The organism is Rhizobium sp. SL86, from assembly GCF_026672545.1.
In the GTDB taxonomy this organism is placed as follows: domain Bacteria; phylum Pseudomonadota; class Alphaproteobacteria; order Rhizobiales; family Rhizobiaceae; genus Neorhizobium.
Genome location: NZ_JAPPRJ010000009.1, coordinates 779,014 through 804,619 on the forward strand (window position 1 = coordinate 779,014; position 25,606 = coordinate 804,619).

A 25,606-nucleotide genomic window follows, 5' to 3' on the forward strand; every position below is an offset into this window, starting at 1 on the left:
ATGATTTGAAGTGATTGGCGTATTCTTGCAGTTCGAAGTAGTGTGGCGATCTGGCCGACAGCGTTCCATAAGAGACGGACTCGAAAAGGGATCGCGTCCCAGGACATTGTGTAGCTTCGACGACCACGGTTCGTCCCAGAGGGAGGGATGAGTGGCGGGTGGCAGACCGATCAACGGATCATCAGCTCATTGCGGCGATCGTTTCCAGTGTCATTTGGCGGGATCGTTGGACGGCCCTCGGCAAATCAGTGATGCGAGGCCGATCCAGCCGCGGGATATCGGCAGCAACGGCTCAAGCAGTGCGCAATCCCGGTCTGTGCTGTCGCTTGTACAGCTACCGTCGGCCGGGCAGAATGCCGACGGGCGATTTCTATTCAGGCCATCGTGACCTCGATCGAATCGTCGCAAATCCGAAGGAATCATAACCTTTCGAAATCGCCCATCTCTTTTTCAGGCAGCCTCTTAGCAATTGCCGGAATGGAAGGTCATGGCTCCCTGTCACGTCGTCCGTAGAGGACGATAAAGCGCTAGTGCAAACGCCGTAAGCGCCTCCGTTTTTTCAACCGAATTGACCATCTCTCCACTGAACAGGCGCCTGATCAGGCGGCGCCTCGTCGCCGCATCTGTTTCCAGACGGAGAACCAGACCGTCGCGGCCTTCCGGTTTCCCGTTCGTTTGTTCCAAGCGCGCAGGCAAAACGAAGTCTTCGACGTGCAAAGTCATTGCCTGATCAATGCATGGATCTTTCAGCGCCGGCCCTTTGACGATAGCGCTGTGCGGCGACAACGATGAGATGATGACCCTTTGCCTCTGCCCGTCCAGGACCAGTTCGCCGGGTCGGTCGAGGTGTATGAGATCGGTATGGGGCGAACGCGGCAGATCGATGCAGAGATAGATGGCGATGATGAGCATCAGAGAATTAAAGTAACACCAGGCGCAAATCACGATCATCGTTTCGGCATTGGCCACGTTCAACGGAAACTCGACAAGATTAAGATAGATGCCCACGCCGTATGCTATCAATGGCAGGGAGAGCACCATAATCTGTCGCCAGTGAAACACGCTTGCGGAACGTTCGACGCCCTTGGCAGTCACCTTGAACTTGTGACCCAGGGGTTTCAGTAGCCCCACCAATGCCGCCCGAAAGGTCGAGAAATATTCGACCGTGGTGATCGCCTCCGTCAAAATCGGCAGACAGCTGCCACGCGACAGCCAGGCCATCCCGACATAGTGGACAAACAGAAATGGGCCGAGATAGGCAAACAATTCTACCACATCGACCGACACCGGGAGCACGCCGAAAAACAGGTACAGGATCGGCGCCACGATAATCAGGCATCGCATGAGCGGAGAGATGACAGCCCCCATCAGCAGAGAGAGGAGAAACAGACGCGCCAGAACCGGCATGGAATGGCGGCTGAACGGGCCCCATTCGGATCGAACGATCTGCATGTTGCCCAGCGACCAGCGCCCCCTCTGCCCAAGCAGCTCGCCAATGCCCTCGACCGCCAATCCCTGGGTCAGGATCTCATTCAGGAACACGGTCTTTTGTCCGATTGTCCAGAACTTGACGGAGGTGAGTGTATCTTCGCAGACGCTTTCTGTCGGAAAGCCTCCGATCGCCTGCAGCGATGCGACCCGTACCAACGAGGATGTTCCGCATGAAGTTGCGATCCCCCAGGCATCCCGTGCCGGCAAATCCACTCCTTGTGCAAAACGCTGATCGTCCGACAACAGGCCCTCGCCTTTCAAGTTCACCTGCAAGGGATCCGGATTGAAGAAATGCTGTGGTGTCTGCACAAGACCGACATCCCCACGTTCAAAGAAGGGAACCGCCCGTGACAGAAAACGCGGTGTCGGGACAAAATCAGCATCGAGGATGGCAATCAATTCTGGGGGGCGCACGTCCGCCAAAACATGTCGAAGTGCGTGGTTCATGTTTCCAGCCTTCGCATGGGCATTGTCGGAGCGGCGCAGATAGCCGACGCCGAAGTCCTCCGCCAGGTCTCTTATCTCATCCCGTTTGCCATCATCCAGCAACCAGACACGATAGTTATCGTAATCCATCGCGGTAGCGCCGCATAAGGTCCGCTCCAGGATATATGCAGATTCGTTGTAGGTCGGAATAAAGACATCGACCAACGGCTGCCTTTCCATCAGACCTGCAAGCCGGGTGGATTCGGCCGAGCGATCAACATAGCGCGACTGAAACAACCAGGTCAGAAACGCGCCGCTGAGCGCAAGCCCCTCCACGACAAAGAAACCGACCTGCCAGCACACAACAGGCAAAGGCGTGCGCGTCAGATCGGGAAGCGTCTCAAAGCGCCAAACCAGATAACGCCCAGCAAGAAAAAGGACGAAACATGCCATCAGAAGTCGGATACCAGACCTCGTCGGCGACGTTGTGAGGCACATCACAAGAACGACGAGGATCAGCACGCCACGCCAATCAAGTCCGGCAAACTCGGTTATAAAACCGAAGTCAAGGAAAGATGTCACATCCCGCTCCTACAAGGGCTGATCCGATAGGCTTCACTCGAGGCGGTTTAGCCGCCGTCAGCGAGATGCATCAGGTGTTCCTGTTGCGTGGTCAGCAGGGAAGTTGCCCTCCTGCACCAGGGGGAAGGCCTGTGCTGTTGTCAGCCACATCTTGCCAATCCAGCCCTTGATCGCCACGGACAAGAGCTCAACTTCATCGCCGAGACGACTGCGAAACAGGATCTTGCCGGTCCGACCGATGCTGCAGACGTCCGGATCGTTTTCGGCCTGATCAAGACGCACTGCAATCCGGAATTCCTTCTTTTCGTTGGCACTGGAGCGGATGGCATAGCGCACCTCATCCACGCGTGAGGCAGGACCACTGGCCTGGATGATCACTCCTGGACGACGGATTCGATCGCTCTCCGCGACAAAGTCGATGGGTTGCCCCACACGGATCGTGTTAAAAATCCTTTCAGTCACCGTTGCGGTCACGACTTCCGCGGCACAGTTGGCAACCTCAATGAGGGTGTCGCCTTCCTGCACGAATTCGCTGTCGGTCATGGCGATCTGCCACACCCGCCCGCCGACCGGTGCCGTCAGCTCCACCTGCCGCAGACGCTCGGTGCGCAGTGCTTCCGCACGCGCTGATTTTTCAAATTGCGCCACCGACAGGGCAACGGCATCCCGCTCATTGCGCTTCTCCTCGAGCCGCTCGGTCATCTCACTTTCCCGAATACGCAAACTCGACATGGATGAATCGAAATCGGTAATTAGACGCGCCTTAACTGCCTCGATACGCAGCAATAGTTCGGCGGCTTCCTCGCGTGCGATTTCGGTACGAAATGCGGCAATATCGGCCTCACGGCGCGCCCTGATAGCTTCCGATCCGGACTTGATCTGCTGATGTGCAAGCCGCTCCGCACGCTGCGCCTCCTCAATCAGCAGATCACGTTCGGTCGCAAGTGCTGCTGCGTCGATCTGTTTTTGACGATATTGCGATTGAAGGCGCTCGACTGCACTGCCGCTGGACATCGCGATCAGGTCTCGCAAATCATCCAACTGGCTTTTTAGCCGTAGTATCTGATTGTCCAAGGAGAGCATCTCGGCACGGGAAGCAACAATGCTGTTGTTCATCTCCAGCAGGAATTTTTCATCAACGCGTTCATTCGCAATGCTGGCGACTCTTGTTCCGGAAGCCAGGAATTCGCCTGCACGCACAGAACGAGCGGAAACGCGGCCATCGATTGGCGCCCGCACCACCTCGATTGGTGCATTGATGATAGCCTCGATACTGCGGGGGAAGAGGATGGGGCTGACCGCAAAGTAGGACGCAGCCAGCACAACGGACCATACAATCGTGTACCGGATAATTTTCGACTTCATCTAACGTCAAGCCCCTGATTATGCTATGGCAAGATGTCGAAGCGTACCTGCAATTATCCTCCTCCGAGCAGGTGCCTTGAGATCCGAGAAATGCGTCCTATTCAGTTTTGATGATGGCCTGGACACGAAAGGCCTGGACCTAGCTTGCGCCGCCCCCACGACGCAGACTCGACAATAGAATGAACCCTCCCAATTTTCCGGCGTAACAGTGAGTGCTTCGCCGACGGTGATCATCGCGGCACGCGCCGCCAAGAGTGACTGGGCCCGAGCCGTCTCGAGTACTAACGTCTGGCCGGTAGAACGAGGTCAGGTTGGCCATAGGCGGAATATGCTCGTGGTTTACCAGTCGACATATTGCAGGCTGCTGCTACTCCCAGTGCAGCAAAAACATCGCGCCAATTGTCCCCAAGCCGGAAAAGCATGACTGCCGCAAAGATGGCAATCATCAGCAGAGGCAGGCTGAGCCTCGTGGAATGACCGACGAACTCGGCCACAAACAGGATATTCACGACGGTAATGCAGAACCAGAAGCCGATTGTCAGGACCCTAACCAAGGTAGCGCACTCCCCGTTGCAATTGCAGACTTCCAGCTAGGTCGCGCAGGCCAGCCCAGGCACAAAACACCCGACAGGGATGGTCCCAAACATGGCAACCGTTAACCAATATTAATGAACTATTGATCATCGACGAAAGATGGGCGTCCGGATCCTTGCGCCAAAGTCCGTGTTCTTGCGCTCTTTGTCTGAAGTCACATGCATAGATCTGCAGCGCTGACGGCATTCTGACGAATCCCGTAATTTGCATCTTTATAGATAGTTTCGACCTTGGATGGCGATTATGACCCCGCAATATCTAAGGACTAAAATGAATTCATAATTGAAAATATCTTGGACAAGATATTATATTTCAGCTGAAAAGACGAGTTACATAGAAATTTTCCAATAATAAGTAATACAAAGTCGCGACGACGACACATTTCATATTAAATTTGCGTATCATATAATGCTCGATGACGTTCGCCAAACAGCAAGGTGACGGTCAGTTTCACCGGGGTTCCGTCATGCGCAAGATCGGGGCGCGGTTGCTTGCCCATCTGACCAAGCCGGTTTCCTCATGCGCGCTGGTCGCGGTCGTCGACGTGGTGCTGAAGGTGCGCGGGCGAACTGGCCGGCCGGGGGCGTGATTAACCGCGCAGCCACGCCCGGCGCTCTGCGTCAGGCCGGGCGAACGCTGCCGCGCCAGACCGGGGGGACGGCAAACAGGTGATGCGCCTCGGTCCGCTCCGCCTCGCCGGATCGCTCCAGCAGGGCTGCGATGGCCTCGGCCATCTCGGCAAGCGGTTGGGCGAAGGTGGTCAGCCGGTAGCTCGACCAGCCGGCCATCTCGATGTCGTCGAAACCCACGACGCAGAGATCCTGCGGAATCGAGAGGCCGAATTCCTGGCGGGCAGCGTCCATGAAACCGCAGGCGATCAGATCGGTTGCGCAGAAGACGCCGTCCGGCCTGTCGCGGGCCGCCAGCAGCCGGCGGGCCGCCTCCACCCCGGTGGCATAACTGGTCGGACCGGCACGCAGCACGCGGCATTCGTGTCCCCCCGCCTCTGCTGCGGCCTGAAACAGGCGCTCGCGTGCTGTCAGGCTGGGCGAACCGATGGTGGAGGAGACGACCGCCAGCCGCCGGCAGCCGGCGCGCGCCAGCATGTGATGCGCATCCGCCATGGCGCCGGCATGGTCGACGGAAATATGGTCGGCGCCTGCAAACTGGCCGGCACGGTTGACCAGGATGACATGCTGGCCGCTCTTCACACAGGTATCCACCAGCGAGGCGGGCGGCGTGCCGGACAAGACGATGGTGGCGGAGGCGCGGTAGTTCAGCGTCTGGCGGAGTGCTGCACTGGCGGTCGCCTCGCCGCCGGCCGTATTGATCAGCATGACGGCGCGGCCGGCCAGTTGCAGACGCTGCGTCAGCGCATCCAACAGCTTCGACTGGTAGGGGGCGTTGAGATCGGCGCCGAGAATGCACACAGGCCGGCTGCGTTCGGTGGAAAGACCGCGTGCCAGATGGTTGACGTGGTAGTTCAGCTGCTCGGCGGCTGCCAGCACGCGCTCGCGCGTCTCATCCGACACGCTGGCGCCCGGCGTAAACGTGCGCGAGACGGCTGAACGGGACACGCCGGCAAGGCGTGCCACTTCGGCGGCGCTGGCAATGGTCTTCGGCGTCTTTCCGGTCATCCGCAGTCCGTCTCAGAGGCCGTAGCCTGCCTGTTTCAAAAGCTTTGCCATGGCGGCGGCCCGCTCGGCAAGATGCACCAGTTCCGGCTTCGGCGTCTCGTGCCATTCGTCCGGATGCAGCGCACGCGCCTGGCGCACATGGGCGATGGCATCGGCCAATGCCGGATAACGATCGGGAAACTCCAGATGCAGGAACAGCGCGACGAGCGAGACCGAACGGCTGCGTCCCCCCCGGCAATTCACCAGCACATGGCCCTTGTCGCGCAGCGGATAGGAGGGTTTGTCCGGCAGGTGCTGGTCGAGCAAGGAGCGAAGCATGTGGTAACCGGCCAGCATCATCACCTCGGGATTGCCGGGACCGTCGACGAGGCCGAGCTTGTAATAGCGGACATGGCCGGCGCCGTGCCGCAGCAGATGTGCGGCAACGCCGGTCTTCGCGACATCGACAAGGTCGATATCGAGATTGACGGCACAGTTCAGCACCACCTTGATGCCGTGTTCGGCGAGAAGTGCCGCATCGGCCGCACCGTCGGAGCCGCCGATATAGAGATTGATGCCCCAGCCGGGCAGGTTTTCGGCAATCAGGCTGATCGGCGGACGGGGATAATGTTTGGTGGCATGCGCAGACATCGTATTGTCGGCCTTTCAATTCGGTCAGGGGGCGGACGGAGCAAGCGGCATGGCAACAGCCGCCGAAAGCGCCTCCGCAATGGCGGGGGCCGCAGCGATGATCGGGCCGCCGTCGGCAATTGCAGCGTGCGACGCGGGAAAGAGACCGATACGACCGCCGGCCTCACGCACCATCAGCAGCCCTGCCAGACAATCCCAGGCATTCATGTGAAATTCCACATAGGCATCGCTGCGACCTTCGGCGACCCAGGCCAGCGCCAGCGCGCCTGAAGCACCGCGACGGATATTGGCGCCGCTATCAAGAATGGCGCCGAAGGTTTTTAGATAGGCGGCATTGCCGACACGCGGCGACCAGCCGAGTTCGACCGAAGCCTGCGCCAGTTCAGGCGTCGTGGCCGTGGAAAGCGGCTTTCCGTTCTTGACGGCGCCGCGACCGCGCCGCGCAAGGTAAAGTTCGTCCGTTACCGGATTGAAGGTGGCGCCGAGTTCGGTCACGCCATCCTGCACGAAGGCCATCGAGACGCAGAAGTGATCGATGCCCCGGGCGAAATTGGCGGTGCCGTCGATCGGATCGGCGACCCAGAGGGGACGCGCATCGACCGTTCCGCCGGTTTCTTCGCCAAGCAGTCCGTCCAGCGGCAGGATCCTTGCCAGCTCGGCGCGGATGAAGGTTTCCACCCGTCCATCGGCCTCAGTCAGGAAATCCTGCCGGCCCTTCAGGCTGAAATCGCCGGGTTTGCGGCTGCGGTAGCAGGAGAGCGCAAGCGCGCCGGCGCTGCGGATCAGGTCGTGGAGCACGGCCTCGCGCCTGTCGATCTCAAGGTCCGTCGGATGGAGATGTGTGAGGGTATCGATCAAGGGCTGTCTGTCCAAAAAAAATCATGTAATGGCCGTCCGGAGCCTCCGGACGGCCGATCCCTGAGGGAGATCACTTCTTGTAGTTCAGGCTCCACAGGTCCTGCCAATCCTGCCGGCGCTGCCAGTCGTCGGCGGCCGTCGCGGCGTCATACCCCATGATCTGGTTGCTGATCCTGGCGATGCCGGAAGGTTCGTCTGCCGGCAGCGTGACCTTGACATTGGTGGACATCTTGCCGTCGTCGGCCTGGGGCGCAATGCCCTCGGCGGTCATCATGTAGTGGATGAACAGCTTTGCCGCATTCGGGCTCTTCGAGCCGCTGGCAATCAGGCCGAGCGAGGGATAGCTCCAGCCGGCAAAAGGCTGCAGGCCGGCGCAGATGCCGAGCTTCATGCCGTTCTTGTTTTCGCGGTATTTGGCGGTGCTGACGAGGCCGACAAAGGCCTCCTTCACATCCGGGGCACCGACAGCATCGGCTGCCGCACCATCGGAATCGGTCAGCAGCGGGCCATTGGCGGCCAGTGCCTTGACGAAGGCGGCGGTGGCGCTTTCCTCACCGGCGGGCAGCGGCTTGCCGAATTCGGCCTCATAGGCCTTGGCCAGGTCCTTGTCGTGATGTTTGGCCATCTGGTTGAACCAGTCCGTATAGGAAGGCTTGCCCACCGGGTCCTGCATCGACACCTTGCCCTTCCACTTCGGCTCCGTCAGCTGCCAGATGTTGGTAACCGGGCACGACGCGTTCAGCGCCGTGTTGTAGGTCCAGACATTCGGCGCCAGGATCACGGTCAGCGGGTTCTGGTAGGTGGCCGGAATATCGCCGGCGAGATCACCGGGTACCCAGCTCGTCGCATAACCCTTGGCGATCAGCTGCTCCTGGGCGGCCGGCGCATCGGAGATGATCGCCACGTCCGCCTGCACGTTCTTGGCCTGTGCCTCGCGGCTGACGATTTCGAGGATGTCCGGCGCCTTGGCCTTGGTCCCGATCGCCTGAACGCCATACTTGGCGGAGAAGGCCTTCGCCTGCTCGACGATCTTGCCGGTGGAGTCGTAGACATGGATCGGGCCTTCCTTGCGGGCGGCGGCGATCAGTGCGTCGAGGTCGAAAGGTTCGGCGGCAGCGGCGCCCGAGACTGCGGAAAGGCAGGCCGCGAATGCCAGAAGGCTGGTCTTCATGGAAAAGGTCATGGTCGTCTTCCGTTGAGGTTGAAAAGGGGACTGACCGGATGCTCGGCCAGGTATTCTGGCGACCGCGGCACCCCGCGGCCACCATGTCAGGCGGCTTCGGAGAGGCCGTAGCCGGGAATGGCAAGACGCCGACCCTCGGCGTCGAACAGGTGCAGCGCCTCGTCGGGCAGCATGCAGCCGATCCGCTCGCCGGGTTTCACCTTCGGGCGGCTCTGGGTGGAGAAAAACAGGCGATCCGCGCCATATGCCAGTTCGATCACCCAGCTGCCGCCGGTCGGCATGATGCCGGCGACGGTGACGCACAGCGCATCGCCGGAAACCTCAGGGACGAGCCGGATTTCCTCCGGGCGGATGCCGCAGACGCTTGCGCCCGCGGCCTGCGGAAGGCGCGCGGCAAGATGGGCCGCAACACTCTCCCCTGCCCTTGCCGGCGTGTCCGCGAGGTTCACCATGTTGATGCGCGGATTGCCGATGAACTCGGCGACGAAGCGATTGGCGGGACGGGCATAGATCTCGTCAGGCGAGCCAACCTGTTGCAGGCGGCCGCGATCCATCACGGCAATGGTGCTCGCCAGCGTCATTGCCTCCCACTGATCATGGCTGACGAAGATGATGGTTGTGCCGAAGGTTTCGTGAATGCGCCGCAGTTCGGCGCGCATCTCCAGACGCAGGGCCGCATCGAGATTGGAGAGCGGCTCGTCAAGCAGCAGGACATCCGGGTTGATCGCCAGCATACGGGCAAGCGCCACGCGCTGCTGCTGCCCACCGGACAGCTGCGCGGGATAACGATCCGCATAGTCGGCGATCTTCAGCTTGGTCATCACGTCGCGGCAACGCGCCTCGCGCTCGGCGGGCGAGACATTCTGCAGGCGCAGGCCGAAATCCACATTGCGCGCCACCGTCATGTGCGGCCAGAGCGCATAGTTCTGGAAGACGAGGCCAACGCGGCGGCGCTCCGGCGGCACAAAACGCGCCTGATCGACACTGTCGACCGCCTCGCCATCCATCAGGATGGTGCCGCCCGTGGCGTGCTCGATGCCGGCGATCATCCGCAGGATCGTCGTCTTGCCGCAACCGGAAGGGCCGAGCAGGCACAGAAATTCGCCGTGCGGCACGGTGAGGCTGACGCCGTCGACGGCAGGGGCCGCGCCCTTGCCATAGGTCTTGGTCAGGCCTTCAAGAAGGATGTCCGGCATGTCAGCTCTCCAGTCCGCGGGCAAGTCCCGTGCCGCAGATCCGCTGGATCAGCACGGTTCCAAGCCAGGCAATCAGGGCGATCATCAGCACCACCGCATTGGCGGCCTGATCGTAGTTGTAATCCAGCAGGCGCAGCGAATAGGTGGTCAGCACGTCGGTGGCCGGCACGGCCAGGATGACGAACAGGCTGACGCCCTTGATGCCCGAGATGAAGGGCAGCAGGATTGCGGTTGCGAGCGGCCCAGCCTGGATCGGGATGACGATGCGGCGCATCCGGGTAAGGAAACCGGCGCCCGCGACGCGCGCCGCCTCTTCCGGCTCGCGGCCGAGCTGGGTCATGGCGGCGATGCCGGAGCGACTGGCAAAGGGCATGTTTTCCGCCACCAGCGCCAGGATCAGGATGAAGGGCGTGCCGTAAAGCGCGGGGATCGGGCCTCTGCTGACGGCAAACAACGACAGGAAGGCGGCGGCAAAGGCGATGCCCGGCACCAGATAAGGCAGGAAGGTGATCTGCCGCAGCACCTGGCCGATCAGCCGCACCGGGCTTCTGAGCACCGCATAACCGACCAGCAGGCCGAGCGTGCCGGAAATGGCCGCGGCAATGCCGACGATGCGCACGGTATTCCAGGCGGCAGCCCAGAATTCCGGTGTCAGCAGGATGCCGTTGCGCAGCGCGACCGTATGCAGGTTGCTGCCAATCCAGAAGTCGAGGGTGAAATTATCCGGCGTGAAGCGACCGGGCAGGATCATCACGGTGGAAAGAAACAACGCAAGCAGCGGCAACGCCACGCCGATCAGCACCACGGCGGCCGGCAGCAGGGCCGCCAGATGCCGCAGCCGGCCGAGCGACTGGCGCCGCATCAGGCCACCCTTGCCGCCGACGGTGACGAAACGGCGCGCCTCGCGCATCATCCGCAGGTCGATCATCAGCGTGACGACACCCATGATCATGATCGCGCCGGCGAGCACTGCGGCGACCCCCGTCTGGCGCGAGGAAAGCGCCCGGTAGAGCCCGGTGGACAGCGTGTCGTAATTGACCGGCAGGCCGAGAATATAGGGCACGGCGAATTCGCCGATGCAATCGGCAAAGATCAGCAGTGCCGCTGACAAAAGCGCCGGCCGCACCAGCGGCAGCACGATGGAGAAGGCGATCATTCGCGGGCCTGCGCCGAGAATGCGGGCGCATTCCTCCATCTGCACGTCGAGCCGGTGCAGCGCATTGCCGACGATCAGGACGACCAGCGGCGTGTAATGCAGCACCAGGATCACGATGATCGGCAGCGTGCCATAGGCCAGCCAGTTGGGCGTTGCAAAACCCATGGCCTGCAGCCAGCCCGGCTGACCGCCCACGACGCCGTTCTTGAAGATGGTGGTCCAGGCCAGCGCAAAGGTCCAGGTGGGCAGCATGAAGGGCACGACGAGGGCCGTGGCGAACCAGCCACGGCCGACGAGATCCGTCCGGTTGACCAGCCAGGCGAGCACGACCCCAAGGCTGACCGACAGTGCCACGGTACCCGCGGCAATGGTCAGCGTATGAACGAGCGGTCCCCAGAGCAGGATGCCGGACATGCGCGAGGCGAAGGCGCGGGCGAGATAATAGAGGGTGAATGCCCCCTCCCCCTGATGCAGGCGGGCCGAATCCCCCGGCTGCACCACGACCGCCTGCAGCAGGATCGAAACCACTGGCGCAACGATCAGATAAGCAAAGGCAAGGGTCAGAACAGCGCCGATGGCCAGTGCCGGCTCGTGCCGCATGACGGCGACCATGCGTGCAAGACGTTGAAGCGGTGCCGGATGGCGAGCGGCGGGTTCCAGCGCATGTACCATCCTCCGGCTCCTTCTCTTCGTGTCAAACATCTCGAGCGGCAGGGCGTCTTTCTTCGTCCGCCGGTCGAGGGACGGTTAAGGCTGCGAGATGACAGGGCGATGACAATTTGCACCTATGTGCAAATTTTAGATGTCATGGACGACACAAATAGACCAACTGTGGCGGGCAATACGCCCGTCTCACGGAGAGGTTCCACGGAAATCGGGTCAATAGGTTGCAAGCGTGTGCATCCCTATTGTTCAGCAACAGGATGGAGGAGCATCTCGGCACCGCGTTGGATGTGCGCTACGGCAAAGACGACACGGACGTGACCGTCATGGAGGATGCAGAGCGCGGCTGTTCTCGTCAGCGCAAACCGAGTCGCCAGGCGATCCAGCTGCCCGGACGTCCGAGGAACAGGTCGGCGAACTGGCGAATGTCGGAGATCCGTCGTCCGTCGTCGAGGGCAAGCGCCGCCCGCAGCGCCTGCCAGCGCCAGAAGGAAAGGCCGGGCGGCCGTTTCAGCGGTGTGCCGGAGGCCTGTGCCTCGGTTGCCGTGGCCCCGCCATAGGGTTTCTCCCCGGTCAGAGCCTGATAGACCACCACCCCCAGCGCATAGACATCGTCCCCGCTGCCGGGTTCTGCGCCCGCCAGCCGTTGCGGCGAGGCATAGGCCGGCGTCAGCGCACCCAGCCGGCCGAGAATGGCGATGGTGTCCTCCTCCTTCGCCTTCGGCCGGCGCGCCAGCGGAAAGGCGATGTTAAAATCGATCAGCTTGATGCGCCCGCCGCTCTCGAGGAAAATATTGCCCGGCTTCAGATCGGCATGCACGATGCCACGGTCATGGGCGAACGCAAGAGCGGCTGAGACCTCGACGACGATGCGGTCGATGCCGGCAATCGGCAGGCGATGCCCTTCGGCCTTGCGCAACAGCGCCGCCAGCGACTGCCCCTGCAGCCGTTCCATCACCATGAAATGCAGCCTGCCGTCCTGCTCCATGTCGAAGACACGCACGATGTTGGGATGGACGAGGTCGCGCAGCCGCCGGGCCTCGCGATGCATCAGGGCCACGAGATCGGGATCGACGCCCTCGTCCTCGGCAATGATCTTCAGGGCGACCATCGGTTCCGCCAGCCCGGCGCGCGCCGCGACCAGATCACGCGCCGCATAGACGCAGGTCAGACCGCCGCGACCGATCTCCTCGATGATCTCGAAACGGCCGCGCAGAACTGCCGGCACGGCCGGTGCTGCGAGCGGGCGGGCAACGGCAATATCCTCACCCGGCCCCCTCTCGGCCTCATCCATGACGACCGATCCAGGCCATGACGAGGGTAATGTCATCGTTGGAACCTCCGGAGACTGCCTTGGCGATCAACCGCTCGGCCGGATGACCATCCGGTGCCCCGATCACGGCCAGCATGTCATCCTCGCCGATCCCCTTCAACAGGCCGTCGGTGCACAGCAGAAAAACATCGCCCTCGGCGATTTCGATCACCCGGCGGTCGAGCACGAGATGCGCGCTGGCGCCGACCGCCCGGGTCAATGCGCCGCCGGCCGCCGCATGGTCCTCCGAGACCAGATAAAGCCGTCCACTGCGCACCAGATAGAGGCGGGAATCCCCCGCCCAGAGGCAACAGGCATAACCATCACCCACCAGAAGCACCACGACGGTCGTGCCGGAAATATCCAGACCGGGCACCGTCCGGGTCGGTGCGTGCAGCGCCTCGTTGACGGCAAGGATCGCCGTCTCCACGCCGCGGATCCTCTCTTCGAAACCGCCCTCGCCGGCTGCGGCTGCGTCAAGCGCCTGGATGAGGCTGCGGCTGGCTCCCTCACCGTCCCGATGCCCTCCCATGCCGTCCGCAACACAAAAGATGCCCCGCTCGGCGAGTACCAGATACCCATCCTCATTGACCGTGTGTTGAGTGCCCCTGCGGCTCGCGGCTTCGGCATCCAGAACGGTCAGATGGCCATGATCACCTGTCATCGAAGGCTCCCGGATCCGCCTGCCGTTCCTGCCAGTCGGACGTCAGGATCGGACAAAAGAGCGGGGCCGCGGATGCCACCGCCGGAAGTCCGCGCACCGCCAGGCATTGCGGCTCCAGCGTCTCCCCCAGTCCGTCATGCCACCAGAGCGTTTCACAGGCGTCGGCAGAATTCCTGTCTTCGCCACGATCGACACGCGCCAAGATCCGCGGCGCCAGATCGCCACGCCAGGGTGGCGCGCCGTGCAGGAGGAGCGCGGCCTGCTCGCCGCTACACAGCAGGTTCGGCAGTGGTGCGGTATCCGTGGATTGCTGCTGCAAGGCCTGCCCGGCCCGGAACACGGCCTGCACCAGCGCCTCCTGCTCACCCTGGCCGTCGAGATAAGCGAGCATCCGCGGTTCGACTGTATCAAGGATCTGGTCGAGCCAATCAAGCCGCGGCATCTGGCCGGATGAAGCGGTCCAGACAATCAGGACGGTGAAGGGAAAAAGGCGGCCTGCCCCGTCCATCGACCCGGCCATCACCCCGGCGAGAGGCGCACCGCCCGTTTCCGGCATGCCTTCGGGCAGGACGAAACGCCACACCGGTGAGCCGAGAAAGTACTGTTTCCAGGTCAGTTCACCGCTCGCCTGGCGGCCGGCCTGCATCCAGGCGGCGATGCGGGCCGACCAGGCTTCGGTCAGTTGCGCAGGAAGGTCACGGAAAACGAAGTCGCGCTCGGAGGGGAGTTTTCCGAAAAAACCTGCCGCTTCCACGAGTGCGCCTCCTCAAAGAGCCGGCGGGCAGCGGAAGGATGCCAGCAGTGCGCCGTTGAAGGGATTGACCACACTTGCCGCCCGCAGACGGAAGCTTGCCCGCACCTTGTCCTTCTCGATACCGAATTCGAATTGCTCCTGCCCCGCCGAGCGGGCAAGGCCGGTGGCGGTCAAGGCCCGGAACACCGCCCAATTGCCGGTCTTTTCCACGGTCTCCGTCGTGTTGTCGAGAAGCGTGATCCGCAGCGTTGCCGTGCTCGCATCCCGCTTGCCGGGCCAGGTGAAGTTCTGCCCGCGGATCGGGCCATGACGGTAGACGAGTTCCGTATCATCCAGCACAAAATTCGACCGGAGCGCCTTCGGGTCGAGATAGACCGGCTCGATGGTGAAGGTCACCTCGGGCGTCGTGCCGTTTGCGCCGAAGAAGGCGTCGCGGATCTGCTGGGCGCGCGCAAACTGCGACAACGACTCCTGAGACAGGCCGATGCCGCCCGTCTGCTCGCCGATCGGAATGACCTGACGCCCGCGCACCACCGTAAACGGAAGCAGATTGTCCTTGTAGAACTGGTCGAGCAGGCCACCCGGCCGGAAGACATCGGAGAAGTCCTGCAGCGACACCTCATCGGGTGACGCGGCCGCGAACGGGTAACGCCCGCGGAGCGTCATGTCGCAGACCGGAAGAACCTCCTGCTGCCAGCGCTGGTTCACATGGTTATAGGCAAGCCGCCGCAGGATCAGCCAGGTGCGGTTGGCGGCAAATTCCACCATCGGCCGCACCGGATTGGGTTTGGTCGAAGCTTCGGAGCGCAACCGGGAAAAGCTGTCATTGGTCGGGTTCTTGATCCGCTGCTGCACATAATCGAAGGCCGCAGCCTCTGGGCTCGGCGCCGCGGCGATGCTTGCCGCCGTTCCGTAAAGATCGGCAAACAGCTGCTGCACCTGGTTGAGATTCTGGCCGGACTGCGGATCGACAAGACGTGTCAACGGCGCAAAGGCAGAACCGATCGTCGTGCCCGGCCAAGGGGCATCACCAAAAGCCGTGGACAGAGCCGTGCTGGCAAGAGCGTCCTTGACTGCCCCCACCACCGGCTGCGCAACGCCAGGCAAAGGCAAGGCCTGCCCCGGCTGCGCCGCGGCCTGCTGTTTTTCGTCGCCGGGAAGCGGCAATTCGGTGTTCTCACGCAGACGTGTCAGCAAGGCCACCAGAGGTGACTGGGGGCTCGACAGGTCGCGCAACACGGTCTGGGCGCGGTTGAGGTTGTCGAAATCCACGACCCGCACCTGGTTGACCGCATTCCGCCAGGCCGCGATGTAGTCTTTGACATAGGCGGCGGCAATCTCCTTGGCGAGCTGCTGATACGCGTCGTTGCTGATGCTGTTGGTGCCGAGAACCCAGTCCGTGCCGGTCGAACTGCGGATATATTCCGGCAGTCGCGGCAAGAAAAACTGGTAAAAGCCGTTCTTCGTGTAGAACCCGGGCACGACGCCGCTGCCAGCGGCCGAGGCATCCACCTGCAGCGAACCGCCGCCAAGAATGTTGACGATGCTGATCGGCGTCAGCTGATAGCGGCGCTGCGCATCCGAAACCATACGCGCATAGATGTCGGCGGCTTGCGGGACCTCGTTCAGACGAATGCGGGCGGCCTGCACGGTGGGCGCATCGGAAGCGACGCGTTTGGGCAGGAGGATCGCGAGGCGCCCGGTGTGTTCGTCCATACGGCTGCGCGCATCCGGGGACAGAACGAAAGCAGCCTCACTCTGCCGGCGAAATTCCTCCTCGACCTTGGCACGGTCGAAGGATTCGCCGGAGGTGAGCATCAGATAGGCCTCCAGCTGATCGCGCAGCAAAAGATTATTCGGGTCAGCCGAGGTGGACAGCAGCTGGATCTGCGTCTGCAGCCGCGCAACGACGGCGGGCAGAAGATAGGCGTCCAGCAGCTTGTCATAAGCAGTTTCGGAAACCTCCCGCAGTTCGGGGCGCGCGTCGATCGACAGGATATCCGGCAGCGGTAGACCGGATCGTGCGATGCGACGCAACTCGCCCGCGCTGTCGAGCACCGGCAGAATGCTTTGCATCGAACGGTCATTGCCGGCCTGGGCGATGCTGTCCGCCATCTTGTCGACCGCGGCACTGGCCTGACGGATGACGTTCATCGATGTCTGCAGGCCGTAGAGCCAATATCCGATCATCAGCAAGGCAAAGAGCGCGATGGCGGCGTACGTACCGGATCGTGCCAGGATCAGTCGCCTCTCCAGCCGCTTGTTGCGACCGACCAGGTTCTGTTCGGCAAACACGATGTCCGTCAGCACCTTGCGGATAAAAAAGGCCTTGCCCTTGCCACTCATGGCCGGCTGCCGCCCGGCAGCAAGGCCGAAACTGCGGCCCATCGCCCCGAGGAGCCGGTCGAACGGTGTGCCTTCCTGCGTGCCGGAGGTGAAATAGACCCCCCGCAGTAGCGGCTGCGCCTCGTAACGATTGGGGCGGAACACATCGCTGATGAAGCCGCGCAAGGTATCGCCCAGCGATGCGAATTCGTGCGGGAAACCATAGATGCGGCAACGGCGGCTGTTGTTGCGCTCCGCAGAGAGCTTGGCCGGAAGCCGTTTTTCGATGCGCTCCACCAGATCGGCAAAACCCTTGTCGAAGGCCGAACCGAAGGTCACCTGATCGTCATCGCGCGGCAGCGTGATGCCCCAAACCTGCTCGCGGCCGGCATCCGTCGCGTCGTCGAAGAACTCCTCGAAACCGGCGATCAGATCGCACTTCGTCAGCATCACATAAACCGGCAGGCGCATCTCGAAATTGCGATGCAGTTCCCGCAGGCGCTGACGCAGGATTTCCGCGTGCCGTTGGCGTTCGCTTTCGCTTGCCAGCACGATATCAGCGACGCTGATGGCCAAAAGGACACCATTGATCGGGCGCCGGCTGCGGTTCTCCTTCAACAGCTTCAGAAAACCGTTCCAGGCAGCCGCGTCGATCCCCTGATTGACATCCTGCGTCGTATAGCGGCCCGCCGTGTCGATCAGCACCGCCTCGTTGGAAATCCACCAGTCGCAATACCGCGTGCCGCCAATGCCCTGCAATGCGACCGAATCCTGGTCGGCCAGTGGAAAGTCCAGCCCGGAATTCTTGAGAATCGTCGTCTTGCCCGTGCCGGGCGGCCCGATGATGATGTACCAGGGGAGATCGAAGAGATATTCCCGCTTGCGCCGCCCATCGAGCGGCCGGTCCCGCAATGTCGTCAGCGCGCTCTCGAACCGCTGGCGGATCATCTCGATCTCGTCGGACGACATCGAGCCGCTCATCGACACCAGCTCGTCGTTCTGCAGCATGGAGTTGATCAGGCGGGCATTGGCACGCCGCGCCAGATAATAGCGCAGGAAGGTGATGACGAAGAACAGCACGACGGCCGAGATGGCGAGGACCAGGCGCAGGAATTCGTCCGCGAAGGGTGCGATACCGCCGAACGAGAGTGCGCCCGCAAACAGCCAGAACAAGGTGGCGAGCAGCACCAGCAGCATCAGGATGATGAGGTTCGACGGGCGCAGCAGGTTGAAAAAATAGGTCCTCAGCATGCCGGCATCCTAACCGAGGTTCAGGGCGGCGATCTTCGCAAGCAGCGGAGCCATGACGCCGGAGAGACGGAATTCCAGGGAAAGATAGATGACCGCAAGCAGCAGCGCGGCGAGCGTTGCCGCCAGCCAGAGTGGCAGAAAGCTGCGGATCTTGCGCCCGCCGCCTGCTCCCCGGCTGACCGCCGAGAGCGGTGCATCGGCCGCCGTGTCGAGATAACGGCGGATCGTCCGCGACACATCGTTGCGCAGATCCTCCAACTGATCGCGACCGCGTTCCATCACGCGGTAACGCCCCTCGAAACCAAGCATGAGGCAGTTGTGGATGAGAAGCAGCAAAGGCAGTCGTTGAACCGGCTGCGCCGTCACCCGTTCCAGGATGGAGAAGACCTTCTCACCGCCCCAGGTTTCGTTGTGATAATGATTGAGCAGCGTATTGGAACTCCACTCGCTGCGGCTGCCCCACGGGGTCATCAGAACGGTCTCATCAATCAGCGCGCAGAGCACGTACCGTGCGGCGATGATATCTCCGGCCTCGGCGCCCTGTTTCTGCGACAGCTGCTGAAACCGGTCCATCTCCTCGATGACCTGGCGGCGCAGGGCCGTCACATCGGCGCGTTCTGTGGAGGCGCGCAACTGCGCCGCAATCAGCAGGAGCGGTGCTGCGGCCCGGACAAGCCGGCGCTCGGGCGATGCATCGAGCTGTTGCACCAGAGCGACGGAACTTTGCAGAGGAGCAGCCGCAGCAGCAGGCGCCGGCGTTGCGGCAGGCGGCGCCTGACGAACGACAACCGTCGGCTCATCCGCCGGTTCCCCGGCGGCGAGGGCCGTACGTGCGCGCGGGCTGAGCGGACGCAGCACGGTCGGCGGATCGTTGTCGTCGTCGCCGGGGGTCATCCGTTCGCCTCGCGCTGGATTGCCCAGATCTCAAGGACGAGGCCGGGATAGTCACCGCTGACATGCAGGGCGATGGCCGCGGATTCACGGAACCGCGCCCAGAGCGGGTTGCGTGTGTCCACCTCGAAATAGACGGCGTTCTGCAAAAAGGGAATTTCCCGCGGGGCCACCGACAGCGGCTGGATGGCAATGCCCGGAAGCTGGAGATTGACCAGATCGCGGATCTGCTCGACCGGACCGATCTTGATGTGGATCGGCAATTGCTGGCGAACCACTTCCTGCGCGACATTGGCGCGGGCGATCAGCACGAACCGGCGCTCGGCAAACGTCATCCGATCTTCGATCTGGCCGAGCCAAATCCCGAAATCCCGTTCGGTCAGCGCGATGGAGACGGCGTTGCGCTCGACGATGACGCTCAGCATCGTACGCAGAAGAGCCAGCAGCGGTTCGAACGTTGCGCGCAGGTCCAGATGCCGATAGGGCGGCATTTCCGGCGGCAGCCGCGTCGAGCCGGCATAGGCGGACAGCTCGCCGGCCAGGGCCACGAGATCGTGGTAGACGGTTTCCGGAGCATGCAGTCCAATCCGGCTGACATGCGCAAGTCTCGCCTCGAAGCGGTTGACGATGCCGAGCATCATGATGTCGAGCATGCCGGACCGGCTTTCGCCGGCCTGCCCAAGCGCACCGGCTGCGAGCGCCGCCGCACGGCTTCTCAGCAGTCCCCGGATCTGTTCGATGATGCCGGTCAGCCGGCGGCTTGCACCGGTGGCCGTCACCGGCGCGATGAAGGTCTCGGACATCGTCACATTGTTCAGCGCGTCGACCGCCTCGATCTCCGCGAGCGGCAGGACGGTCAGTTCATCGAGCGGCTGGTCGTTGAACAGGAGTCGCGCATTGAGAAGCCCCACCTGAATATCGACGGCGGCGCGCGCCACCTTGCTGTTGTCGATGACCTGCAAGGGAGCCGGGCGCAGGCGTTGATGCCCGGCCTCCGCCTCGCCAACCTCGACGCCGCCCGGCGTGCGGATCGGCAGGGTCAGATAGACCTGCTTGCCCTGCTGTTCGCTGCCGACGTGGACTGCCGGTGGCAGCGGCTGTTTGTCCGGAGCGGTATAGGTCGTTCCGTCCGGAAAGGTCGCCTCGATCTCCGTGATACGAAGCTGACCGACCTTCAGCGCCTCGCGATCGAATTCGAGCCTGCGGATACCCCAGGGGAATGGTGTCAGCGGCGCAACGCGCTGATCAATGGATGCCTCGATCCAGCGGTCATACTGCTGAAAATGCTGCGGGCGCAGAAACATGCCCTCGAGCCAGATGGGCTTGCCGTTCGACGTCAATGAAAACCTCCTTCAGGCCCGTGCTTCCGCGACAACCAGTAATGCTGACCTCCCGACCGCGGCTGCGCCATGTCAGCCTCCGAGCGAAAAGCGGGAATATTTCTGTATGCGGACCGCAAGACTGGTCACGTAGATGATGAAACGGTTCTTCGAGCCCTTTTCGAGCTCGATGCTGTCGCGCCATTTGGCAGCCTGAATGTCGCGGAAACTGACGACGATCCCGATATGCGCCGCCTCGCTGGAGATCTCGGAGTCGTATTTCCGCTCCGTTCCGGGCAGCAGTTCATATTCGCGGCTGGAGATGAGATCGGCACCGAGCAGCTTGGTATCGTCGTCGAAATCGAAGAAGCTGGCATTGTTGAAGGCCTTGATACCCTTCAGTTCGTAGATACGGACAACGACGGGGGATGGCTGGCCGGTCTCGCCCGGATTGATGTTGGCATCCGCATTGATGATGACATCGATCGGCGTCGGATCCGGGAGGCTGGAGCAGCCCGCCAGGAGGAACGGCGTCGCAATCAGCGACTTGGCACAGAAATCACGCCGGGTAAGGTTCATGGTCTATCCTCTCGAAACTGGGAAACGGCCTGACGTGCGTGTTCCTCCTGCACCTGTGCAAAGGCCTCCGCAATGATTTGCCGGGCAACGCCATCCAGGTTGGCGGAGAGGCGCTGGTGGATGTCCACGTAGCTTTCCCATTTGCCTTTCCGCGCGCCGAACCCGCGAATGCGGTCCGCCCCCTCGCCGTCTTCGCGGGCGATCAGCTTGGGGTCGAGGCGTTCGGCAAACAGGCGGATCGCCCGCTGCATCGCGGCCATGGTGACCATCACATGCGCCTTGACATCGTCGAGCGCCGCAGCAGCCGCCTCGCCGGGGGGCAGGAAACCGCCGGATCGGGTGAGGAAAAGTTCGTCCAGGGCGAGTTCGGCCATCCGGAAATGCTTGAAGGGATTGTTCTCCTCCGGCTGGACCTGCGTCTCATCCATCCGGAACTCGCTCTTGACCATGCGCCGCGCCGCCAGCAGCGAAACGAGGCCATCGGTCAAGGCCCGGACCATCTCCCCGACATCCTGCATGATGCGCTCTTCATCGGCACGCGACACCGCGGCGTCGGCAAACCCCATGCCGCGGAAAAGCGCGCGTGCGGCCGGGCTCATTGCCCCGTCCGCGCCGCCGGCTGTGCTGACCGGCGGCGCGGATGCGGAAACCTGCACGGCTTCGGCGGGCAGAAGACCACCGGCAGCCGCCACACTTGGACGAGTACCGACCGGCGTGACAACGGAGGCGGGCACACCTCCCCGCTGAACAAGCTTGTCCTGAAGGCGCGCCCGCCGTTCGTCGCTGCGCTGGCGCATCACCTGCGCGGGATCGAAATCTGCCGGCCCCTGCCCAGCAATCTCCGGCATGGGCGGTTCTGGCATGGGCGGTGCCGGAACAGGCGCGCGCGGCATCGCCGGCAACGGGGCCTGCCGTGGTTCGATCGCCATCAGATCCGCCATCAGTTCGGGACTGAGCGGACGGCGCACCGGCTGCGGTGACGGCCAGTTTCCGGCATCGGCAGGACGTTTTGGCGGTTCCGCCGCCGTGCGGGGCACGACACCCAGCATCGACAGCGGATCGAAATCATCCGGGATCAGTTTGTTTGACACCGGGCGATCAGCCGGCCTTGCGGGCGCTGCCGCCGCGGCAGGACCCGGGGCGGCAACCGGCGAGACCTCGATCAACGGCTGCGGCGCCGGAGGAAAGACTGCGGCATCTGCCGGCCGGTCCCTGTCGGGCAGAGGCGAAATGCTCGGGCCGCGCGGGACACGGTCGGCATGCCCGACGTTGGCTGCACCGTTACCGGCCGCGCCAGGCGGCGCGGACGCGTTTGCCGGGGAACGCGCCGGTGCAAGCACGTCGGGCGGCAGGAGAGAGCCACGCCCCACATCGACAAGCGGATCGGTCGCCACAGAGGCCGGGCGCCCTAAGGGTGCGGCCGCGCCGGAGAGATAGTCGAGCGGATCCTGCGAATGACGGCCCCACAGATCCCCCAGTTGCTCCCGCTCGCGAAGCGCGTTTTCCGCCTGCTGCGTTGACGAGAGACCGGTGGGCCGCAGGGGAGAGGACTGCAGAAGGTTGGACTGGGCCGCCTGGACCGGCAGTCCACCGGCCATCGACGCCGATGGCAGAACCTCGGCCTCGACCGTCAGCTGGCCGGCATGGAAGCGCATGCCATTCGTCAGCGGCAGGGCATTGCCGCGTCCGACCGGATCGGTTGCGCCCTGCAGAAAGATGCCGTTGGTGCTTTCGTCCATGAGGAGAAAACCACCATTCTGCATGATGATCCGGCCATGCACGGAGGAGAGAATGCGCTGCGGATCAGGCAGCACCCAGTCGCAGCGCGCGGAACGGCCGAACACACCGCCTTCCGGACCGAAAACATGCTCCATACGTTCCGTTGTCCCGACCGTCACAAGCCGCAGCCTCATTGGAGCCCTCCATCTGTCCCGGAAGCAGTCGCAGGCGACGGGTCGATGAAGATGACCACCGCATGTTCGACATCGGCGGATGCGGTCGCCGAAAGCCAGCTACTCCAGCCGAGCCGGGACGCGCCGAGCCGTGCCTGGGGAACCGTCTCCGGAATGAAATCGAACATCAGGTCGAGGTCGAGCGGCTCGCGAGTCACCATGGTCAGCAGATCGCAGAAGCGTCGGTGTTCCGATCCATGCGGCAGGAACCGAGCCAGGCGATGGAAATCCGCCTGGCCGATATGAATGCGGAACTTGCCGAGGGAATCGGAGAGTTCGACCCCCAGGATCGCGTCCTCCGACAACTGATTGTTGGCGATACCCAGGCAGAGCTGCGAGGTTTCCGGAATGTCCACCGTCCGCGCAATGAACTCCTCGATCCGGCAGGGAATGGCGAAGAAATTCGACAACGTGGCCCCGACCACATCGGCGGAATTCGAAAACAGCGAGATCAGACCCATATGCGGCAGAAGCGCAGCCCGCGAGATGCTGCCCATCGTGCTGCGGTCTTCGATCGGAAATCCGCACAGGGCAAGGAAACGCTGCGAAAGCGCATCGCTGCCGCCCGGCGCATATCGCAGATAATACCGGTTCTTGCGCCAGATCACATGCAGCAGGCTGATCAGACGATGATTGAAGAGATCGAGGAAATCCTCCACCGGATCGGGCGTGAGGTCGGCCTCGATAATGGCTTCGGTAAAGGCGGGCGGCAGGGGCGATGACGGCCCATACAGGCCAAAGAAGTTCACGCGCAGTTCCAGCCGGTCAGCCTCCGCATCATGGGTGACGCTGCGGATGTCCGAGGGGCCGAAACTGAGCGAACGCGCCGCGCGAAAGCGCAGATATTCGAGCGCCGGATCACCGATCTGACCGATCGCCGGCCGGTCTTGGCGGCGAAGTTCCATCAGCGCCACAAGTTGATGAAAACGGAACTCGTGAAAGGCCGCGGCATCGTCCGTCATTGCGGATGATCCAGCGAGAGGCCCGACGGCGGCCGCAAGGTCAAGCCCGGTCTTGCTCATAGCGTCGTCGCCTCGCCCCATTTCGGCGCCCAGCGGAACACCACATTGGCATCGATGCCCTGGATCGAGAAACGATGCAGGCTGTTGATGCTGGAATAGGACTTCAAAAAACGATCGAGGATCGTGCCGAACAGATAGACCTCCTCCTCGCCGCCCATCATCCCCTCAGAAAGGGAGAGCCTCAGCTCGAAGCCCCGCACCGGCCGCCCATGGCTGATCACATCGACGGCCTTGCGTTCGAAGGCCCGGAAACTCTTCAGCAGGGCGTCACGCTGAAGCGCGGCCTGACGGTCCGAACGCGCCCGGAAATCGTAGGCGGAAACGACCGTACGCAAGGCATCGACATCGACAATGGAGGCAAAATTTCTGGCGAGGTTGGCGATCAGCGTCCACAGAACACTGTCATCGATGGGCGGCGCGACCTCCGGCAGGACCGGCGTCACATTGGAGAAGGCAAGTTTGGCAGGCGTCGAGGATGTCGGCTGGTCGACGGCGCCGATCCCGAGGCGCTGCACCAGCGGCCCGTTCGAACACATCAGCTTCAGAGACACCGTTTCCGTCTCCGGCAAACCGAGCATTCCCAGCCGCGTGACGAAGGAAATGTTATGGTCGATCCCGTTTCCGACGATGGCGGAACGAACCTGCGTGCGGAAATACAGCTTCCGCTGGGTCTCGTCGGGAGAATCGTGCCGGAAGCTCTCAAAGGGCTCGTATTCGATCCGACGACCGCTGCCCTGGACCCAGCCCTCCACCTTTTCCACCGTGTGGATGCTGAAATGGCTGGCGTCCCCCACCGGCCGCACCGGGTATTCGGACCGCTCATGCGAGACGGTCAGCGCCCGGCCTTCGGTTTCCACGAGGTTGACGGCGGGCGTCGCGTTGAGGACGAAGAGCCCCTTGTCGAGCAGACTGGTTTCGGAAAAGGTCTGGTTGAATTCGAAGGACAGCGAAAAACCGTCGCCAGCCCGCTCCGCGAAACGTTCCAGACCACGCAGCCGCACGCACATGAACTTTTCCGGGCAGGCGAAATATTCCTGCATCAGGCGGAACCCATCGAATGACCCTTCGGGATAGGGCAGAACCGCCTCCTCCGCGGCAAAGCCCATCGGTTCGATCTGAAGGTCCGCCGCCTCCGGCGTTCCCGAACCGGCGGAAAACTGGATGCCGCGGCAACGTTCCAGGAAGAACAGAAACAGCCGTCGCGCCGTCCCCGGGTCTTTGACGCTGTTGAAGAACAGCGTCAGAGGAGCGAGCGCCAGCGGCTGGAGCCCCGCCCCCGCCAGCCTGCGGAAGGATAGGGTCAAACGGCTGGAACCCTTGCGGTTGTCCAGATGCGCGTTCTGAAGCTCGAACGGAAGGACGGTCAGGTCATAACAGGTCGAAAAGACAACCGGGACACCGTCGATCGGCCGCGACTGGATCCGGGTGTTGCGCGGAACCTGGATCGAGGCGCCTGCCGCCCCTTCGGCAAACCGCATCGCCATCATCGTAATGGGCGGCACCGGACGCAGATAATGCGGCCAGACGAGGCGCAACAGAGAGGTTGCAAGCTCCGGCATTTCGACATCGAGCCGCTGGCGCAACCGGCCGACCATGAAGGCGACCCCTTCCAGCAGACGTTCCACGTCGGGATCGGAGGATTCATGTCCGAGATGACGTGCCAGGCGCGGATTTTCGCGGGCAAACAGCGCACCGAGCTCCCGCAGATAGGCAAGTTCGTCGCGGTAATAGGTGTTGATCGCCATGCCGCCCGCCC

Annotated in this window: 19 protein-coding genes; 1 reads left to right on the plus strand and 18 read right to left on the minus strand. The window is 62.6% G+C overall.

Features of this window, described 5'->3' with window-relative positions:
- Positions 1-498: 498 nt before the first annotated feature.
- Together OU993_RS26825 and OU993_RS26830 are read right to left on the minus strand one after the other, a co-directional pair.
- The gene (locus tag OU993_RS26825) at positions 499-2,499 is read right to left on the minus strand and encodes a glycosyltransferase family 2 protein (RefSeq protein ID WP_268162116.1); all 2,001 of its coding nucleotides are present in this window, start codon (positions 2,497-2,499) and stop codon (positions 499-501) included.
- A gap of 57 nt (positions 2,500-2,556) precedes the next feature.
- Positions 2,557-3,864, minus strand: coding sequence for an HlyD family efflux transporter periplasmic adaptor subunit (locus OU993_RS26830; protein ID WP_268162118.1), 1,308 nt, complete (start codon positions 3,862-3,864; stop codon positions 2,557-2,559).
- A gap of 1,060 nt (positions 3,865-4,924) precedes the next feature.
- Between OU993_RS26830 and OU993_RS26835 the strand changes: the two genes are divergently transcribed.
- On the plus strand, positions 4,925-5,047 hold the full coding sequence (locus OU993_RS26835; RefSeq protein ID WP_268162120.1) for a hypothetical protein: 123 nt from the start codon (positions 4,925-4,927) through the stop codon (positions 5,045-5,047).
- Positions 5,048-5,078: 31 nt separating this feature from the next.
- Here the strand turns inward: OU993_RS26835 and OU993_RS26840 are convergent, their stop codons facing one another.
- The 16 genes from OU993_RS26840 to tssF form a co-directional block, all read right to left on the minus strand.
- A complete protein-coding gene (locus OU993_RS26840) occupies positions 5,079-6,095 on the minus strand; it encodes a LacI family DNA-binding transcriptional regulator (RefSeq protein ID WP_268162122.1) in 1,017 nt (338 codons plus the stop codon).
- Positions 6,096-6,107: 12 nt separating this feature from the next.
- Positions 6,108-6,725 carry a protein phosphatase gene (locus OU993_RS26845; RefSeq protein ID WP_268162124.1) on the minus strand — a complete coding sequence of 206 codons (618 nt, stop codon included), beginning with the start codon at positions 6,723-6,725 and terminating at the stop codon, positions 6,108-6,110.
- Positions 6,726-6,749: 24 nt separating this feature from the next.
- Complete coding sequence (locus OU993_RS26850) at positions 6,750-7,583, minus strand: inositol monophosphatase family protein (RefSeq protein WP_268162126.1); 834 nt, start codon at positions 7,581-7,583, stop codon at positions 6,750-6,752.
- A gap of 70 nt (positions 7,584-7,653) precedes the next feature.
- Positions 7,654-8,766: an ABC transporter substrate-binding protein gene (locus tag OU993_RS26855; RefSeq protein WP_442793046.1), complete on the minus strand. Its 1,113-nt coding sequence runs from the start codon at positions 8,764-8,766 to the stop codon at positions 7,654-7,656.
- A gap of 86 nt (positions 8,767-8,852) precedes the next feature.
- Positions 8,853-9,962 carry an ABC transporter ATP-binding protein gene (locus OU993_RS26860; RefSeq protein ID WP_268162128.1) on the minus strand — a complete coding sequence of 370 codons (1,110 nt, stop codon included), beginning with the start codon at positions 9,960-9,962 and terminating at the stop codon, positions 8,853-8,855.
- A gap of 1 nt (position 9,963) precedes the next feature.
- Complete coding sequence (locus OU993_RS26865; RefSeq protein ID WP_442793047.1) at positions 9,964-11,790, minus strand: ABC transporter permease; 1,827 nt, start codon at positions 11,788-11,790, stop codon at positions 9,964-9,966.
- Positions 11,791-12,136: 346 nt separating this feature from the next.
- A complete protein-coding gene (locus OU993_RS26870; RefSeq protein WP_268162131.1) occupies positions 12,137-13,075 on the minus strand; it encodes a serine/threonine-protein kinase in 939 nt (312 codons plus the stop codon).
- Complete coding sequence (locus OU993_RS26875; RefSeq protein WP_268162134.1) at positions 13,068-13,757, minus strand: PP2C family protein-serine/threonine phosphatase; 690 nt, start codon at positions 13,755-13,757, stop codon at positions 13,068-13,070. The genes OU993_RS26870 and OU993_RS26875 overlap by 8 nt, the downstream gene beginning before the upstream one ends.
- Positions 13,747-14,511 (minus strand): type VI secretion system-associated protein TagF, encoded by a 765-nt coding sequence (gene tagF, locus OU993_RS26880; RefSeq protein WP_268162137.1) that lies wholly within the window; start codon positions 14,509-14,511, stop codon positions 13,747-13,749. The genes OU993_RS26875 and tagF overlap by 11 nt, the downstream gene beginning before the upstream one ends.
- 12 nt (positions 14,512-14,523) lie before the next feature.
- The gene (gene tssM / locus OU993_RS26885; protein WP_268162141.1) at positions 14,524-18,087 is read right to left on the minus strand and encodes a type VI secretion system membrane subunit TssM; all 3,564 of its coding nucleotides are present in this window, start codon (positions 18,085-18,087) and stop codon (positions 14,524-14,526) included.
- 9 nt (positions 18,088-18,096) lie between these two features.
- Positions 18,097-18,981 (minus strand): type IVB secretion system protein IcmH/DotU, encoded by an 885-nt coding sequence (gene icmH / locus OU993_RS26890; RefSeq protein WP_268162142.1) that lies wholly within the window; start codon positions 18,979-18,981, stop codon positions 18,097-18,099.
- Positions 18,978-20,318 carry a type VI secretion system baseplate subunit TssK gene (tssK, locus tag OU993_RS26895; protein WP_268162143.1) on the minus strand — a complete coding sequence of 447 codons (1,341 nt, stop codon included), beginning with the start codon at positions 20,316-20,318 and terminating at the stop codon, positions 18,978-18,980. The genes icmH and tssK overlap by 4 nt, the downstream gene beginning before the upstream one ends.
- A gap of 72 nt (positions 20,319-20,390) precedes the next feature.
- A complete protein-coding gene (gene tssJ / locus OU993_RS26900; protein ID WP_268162144.1) occupies positions 20,391-20,876 on the minus strand; it encodes a type VI secretion system lipoprotein TssJ in 486 nt (161 codons plus the stop codon).
- Complete coding sequence (gene tagH / locus OU993_RS26905; protein WP_268162145.1) at positions 20,873-22,789, minus strand: type VI secretion system-associated FHA domain protein TagH; 1,917 nt, start codon at positions 22,787-22,789, stop codon at positions 20,873-20,875. The genes tssJ and tagH overlap by 4 nt, the downstream gene beginning before the upstream one ends.
- Positions 22,786-23,790 (minus strand): type VI secretion system baseplate subunit TssG, encoded by a 1,005-nt coding sequence (tssG, locus tag OU993_RS26910; protein WP_268162146.1) that lies wholly within the window; start codon positions 23,788-23,790, stop codon positions 22,786-22,788. The genes tagH and tssG overlap by 4 nt, the downstream gene beginning before the upstream one ends.
- A 56-nt stretch (positions 23,791-23,846) precedes the next feature.
- The gene (gene tssF, locus OU993_RS26915) at positions 23,847-25,595 is read right to left on the minus strand and encodes a type VI secretion system baseplate subunit TssF (RefSeq protein ID WP_268162147.1); all 1,749 of its coding nucleotides are present in this window, start codon (positions 25,593-25,595) and stop codon (positions 23,847-23,849) included.
- Positions 25,596-25,606: the final 11 nt, after the last annotated feature.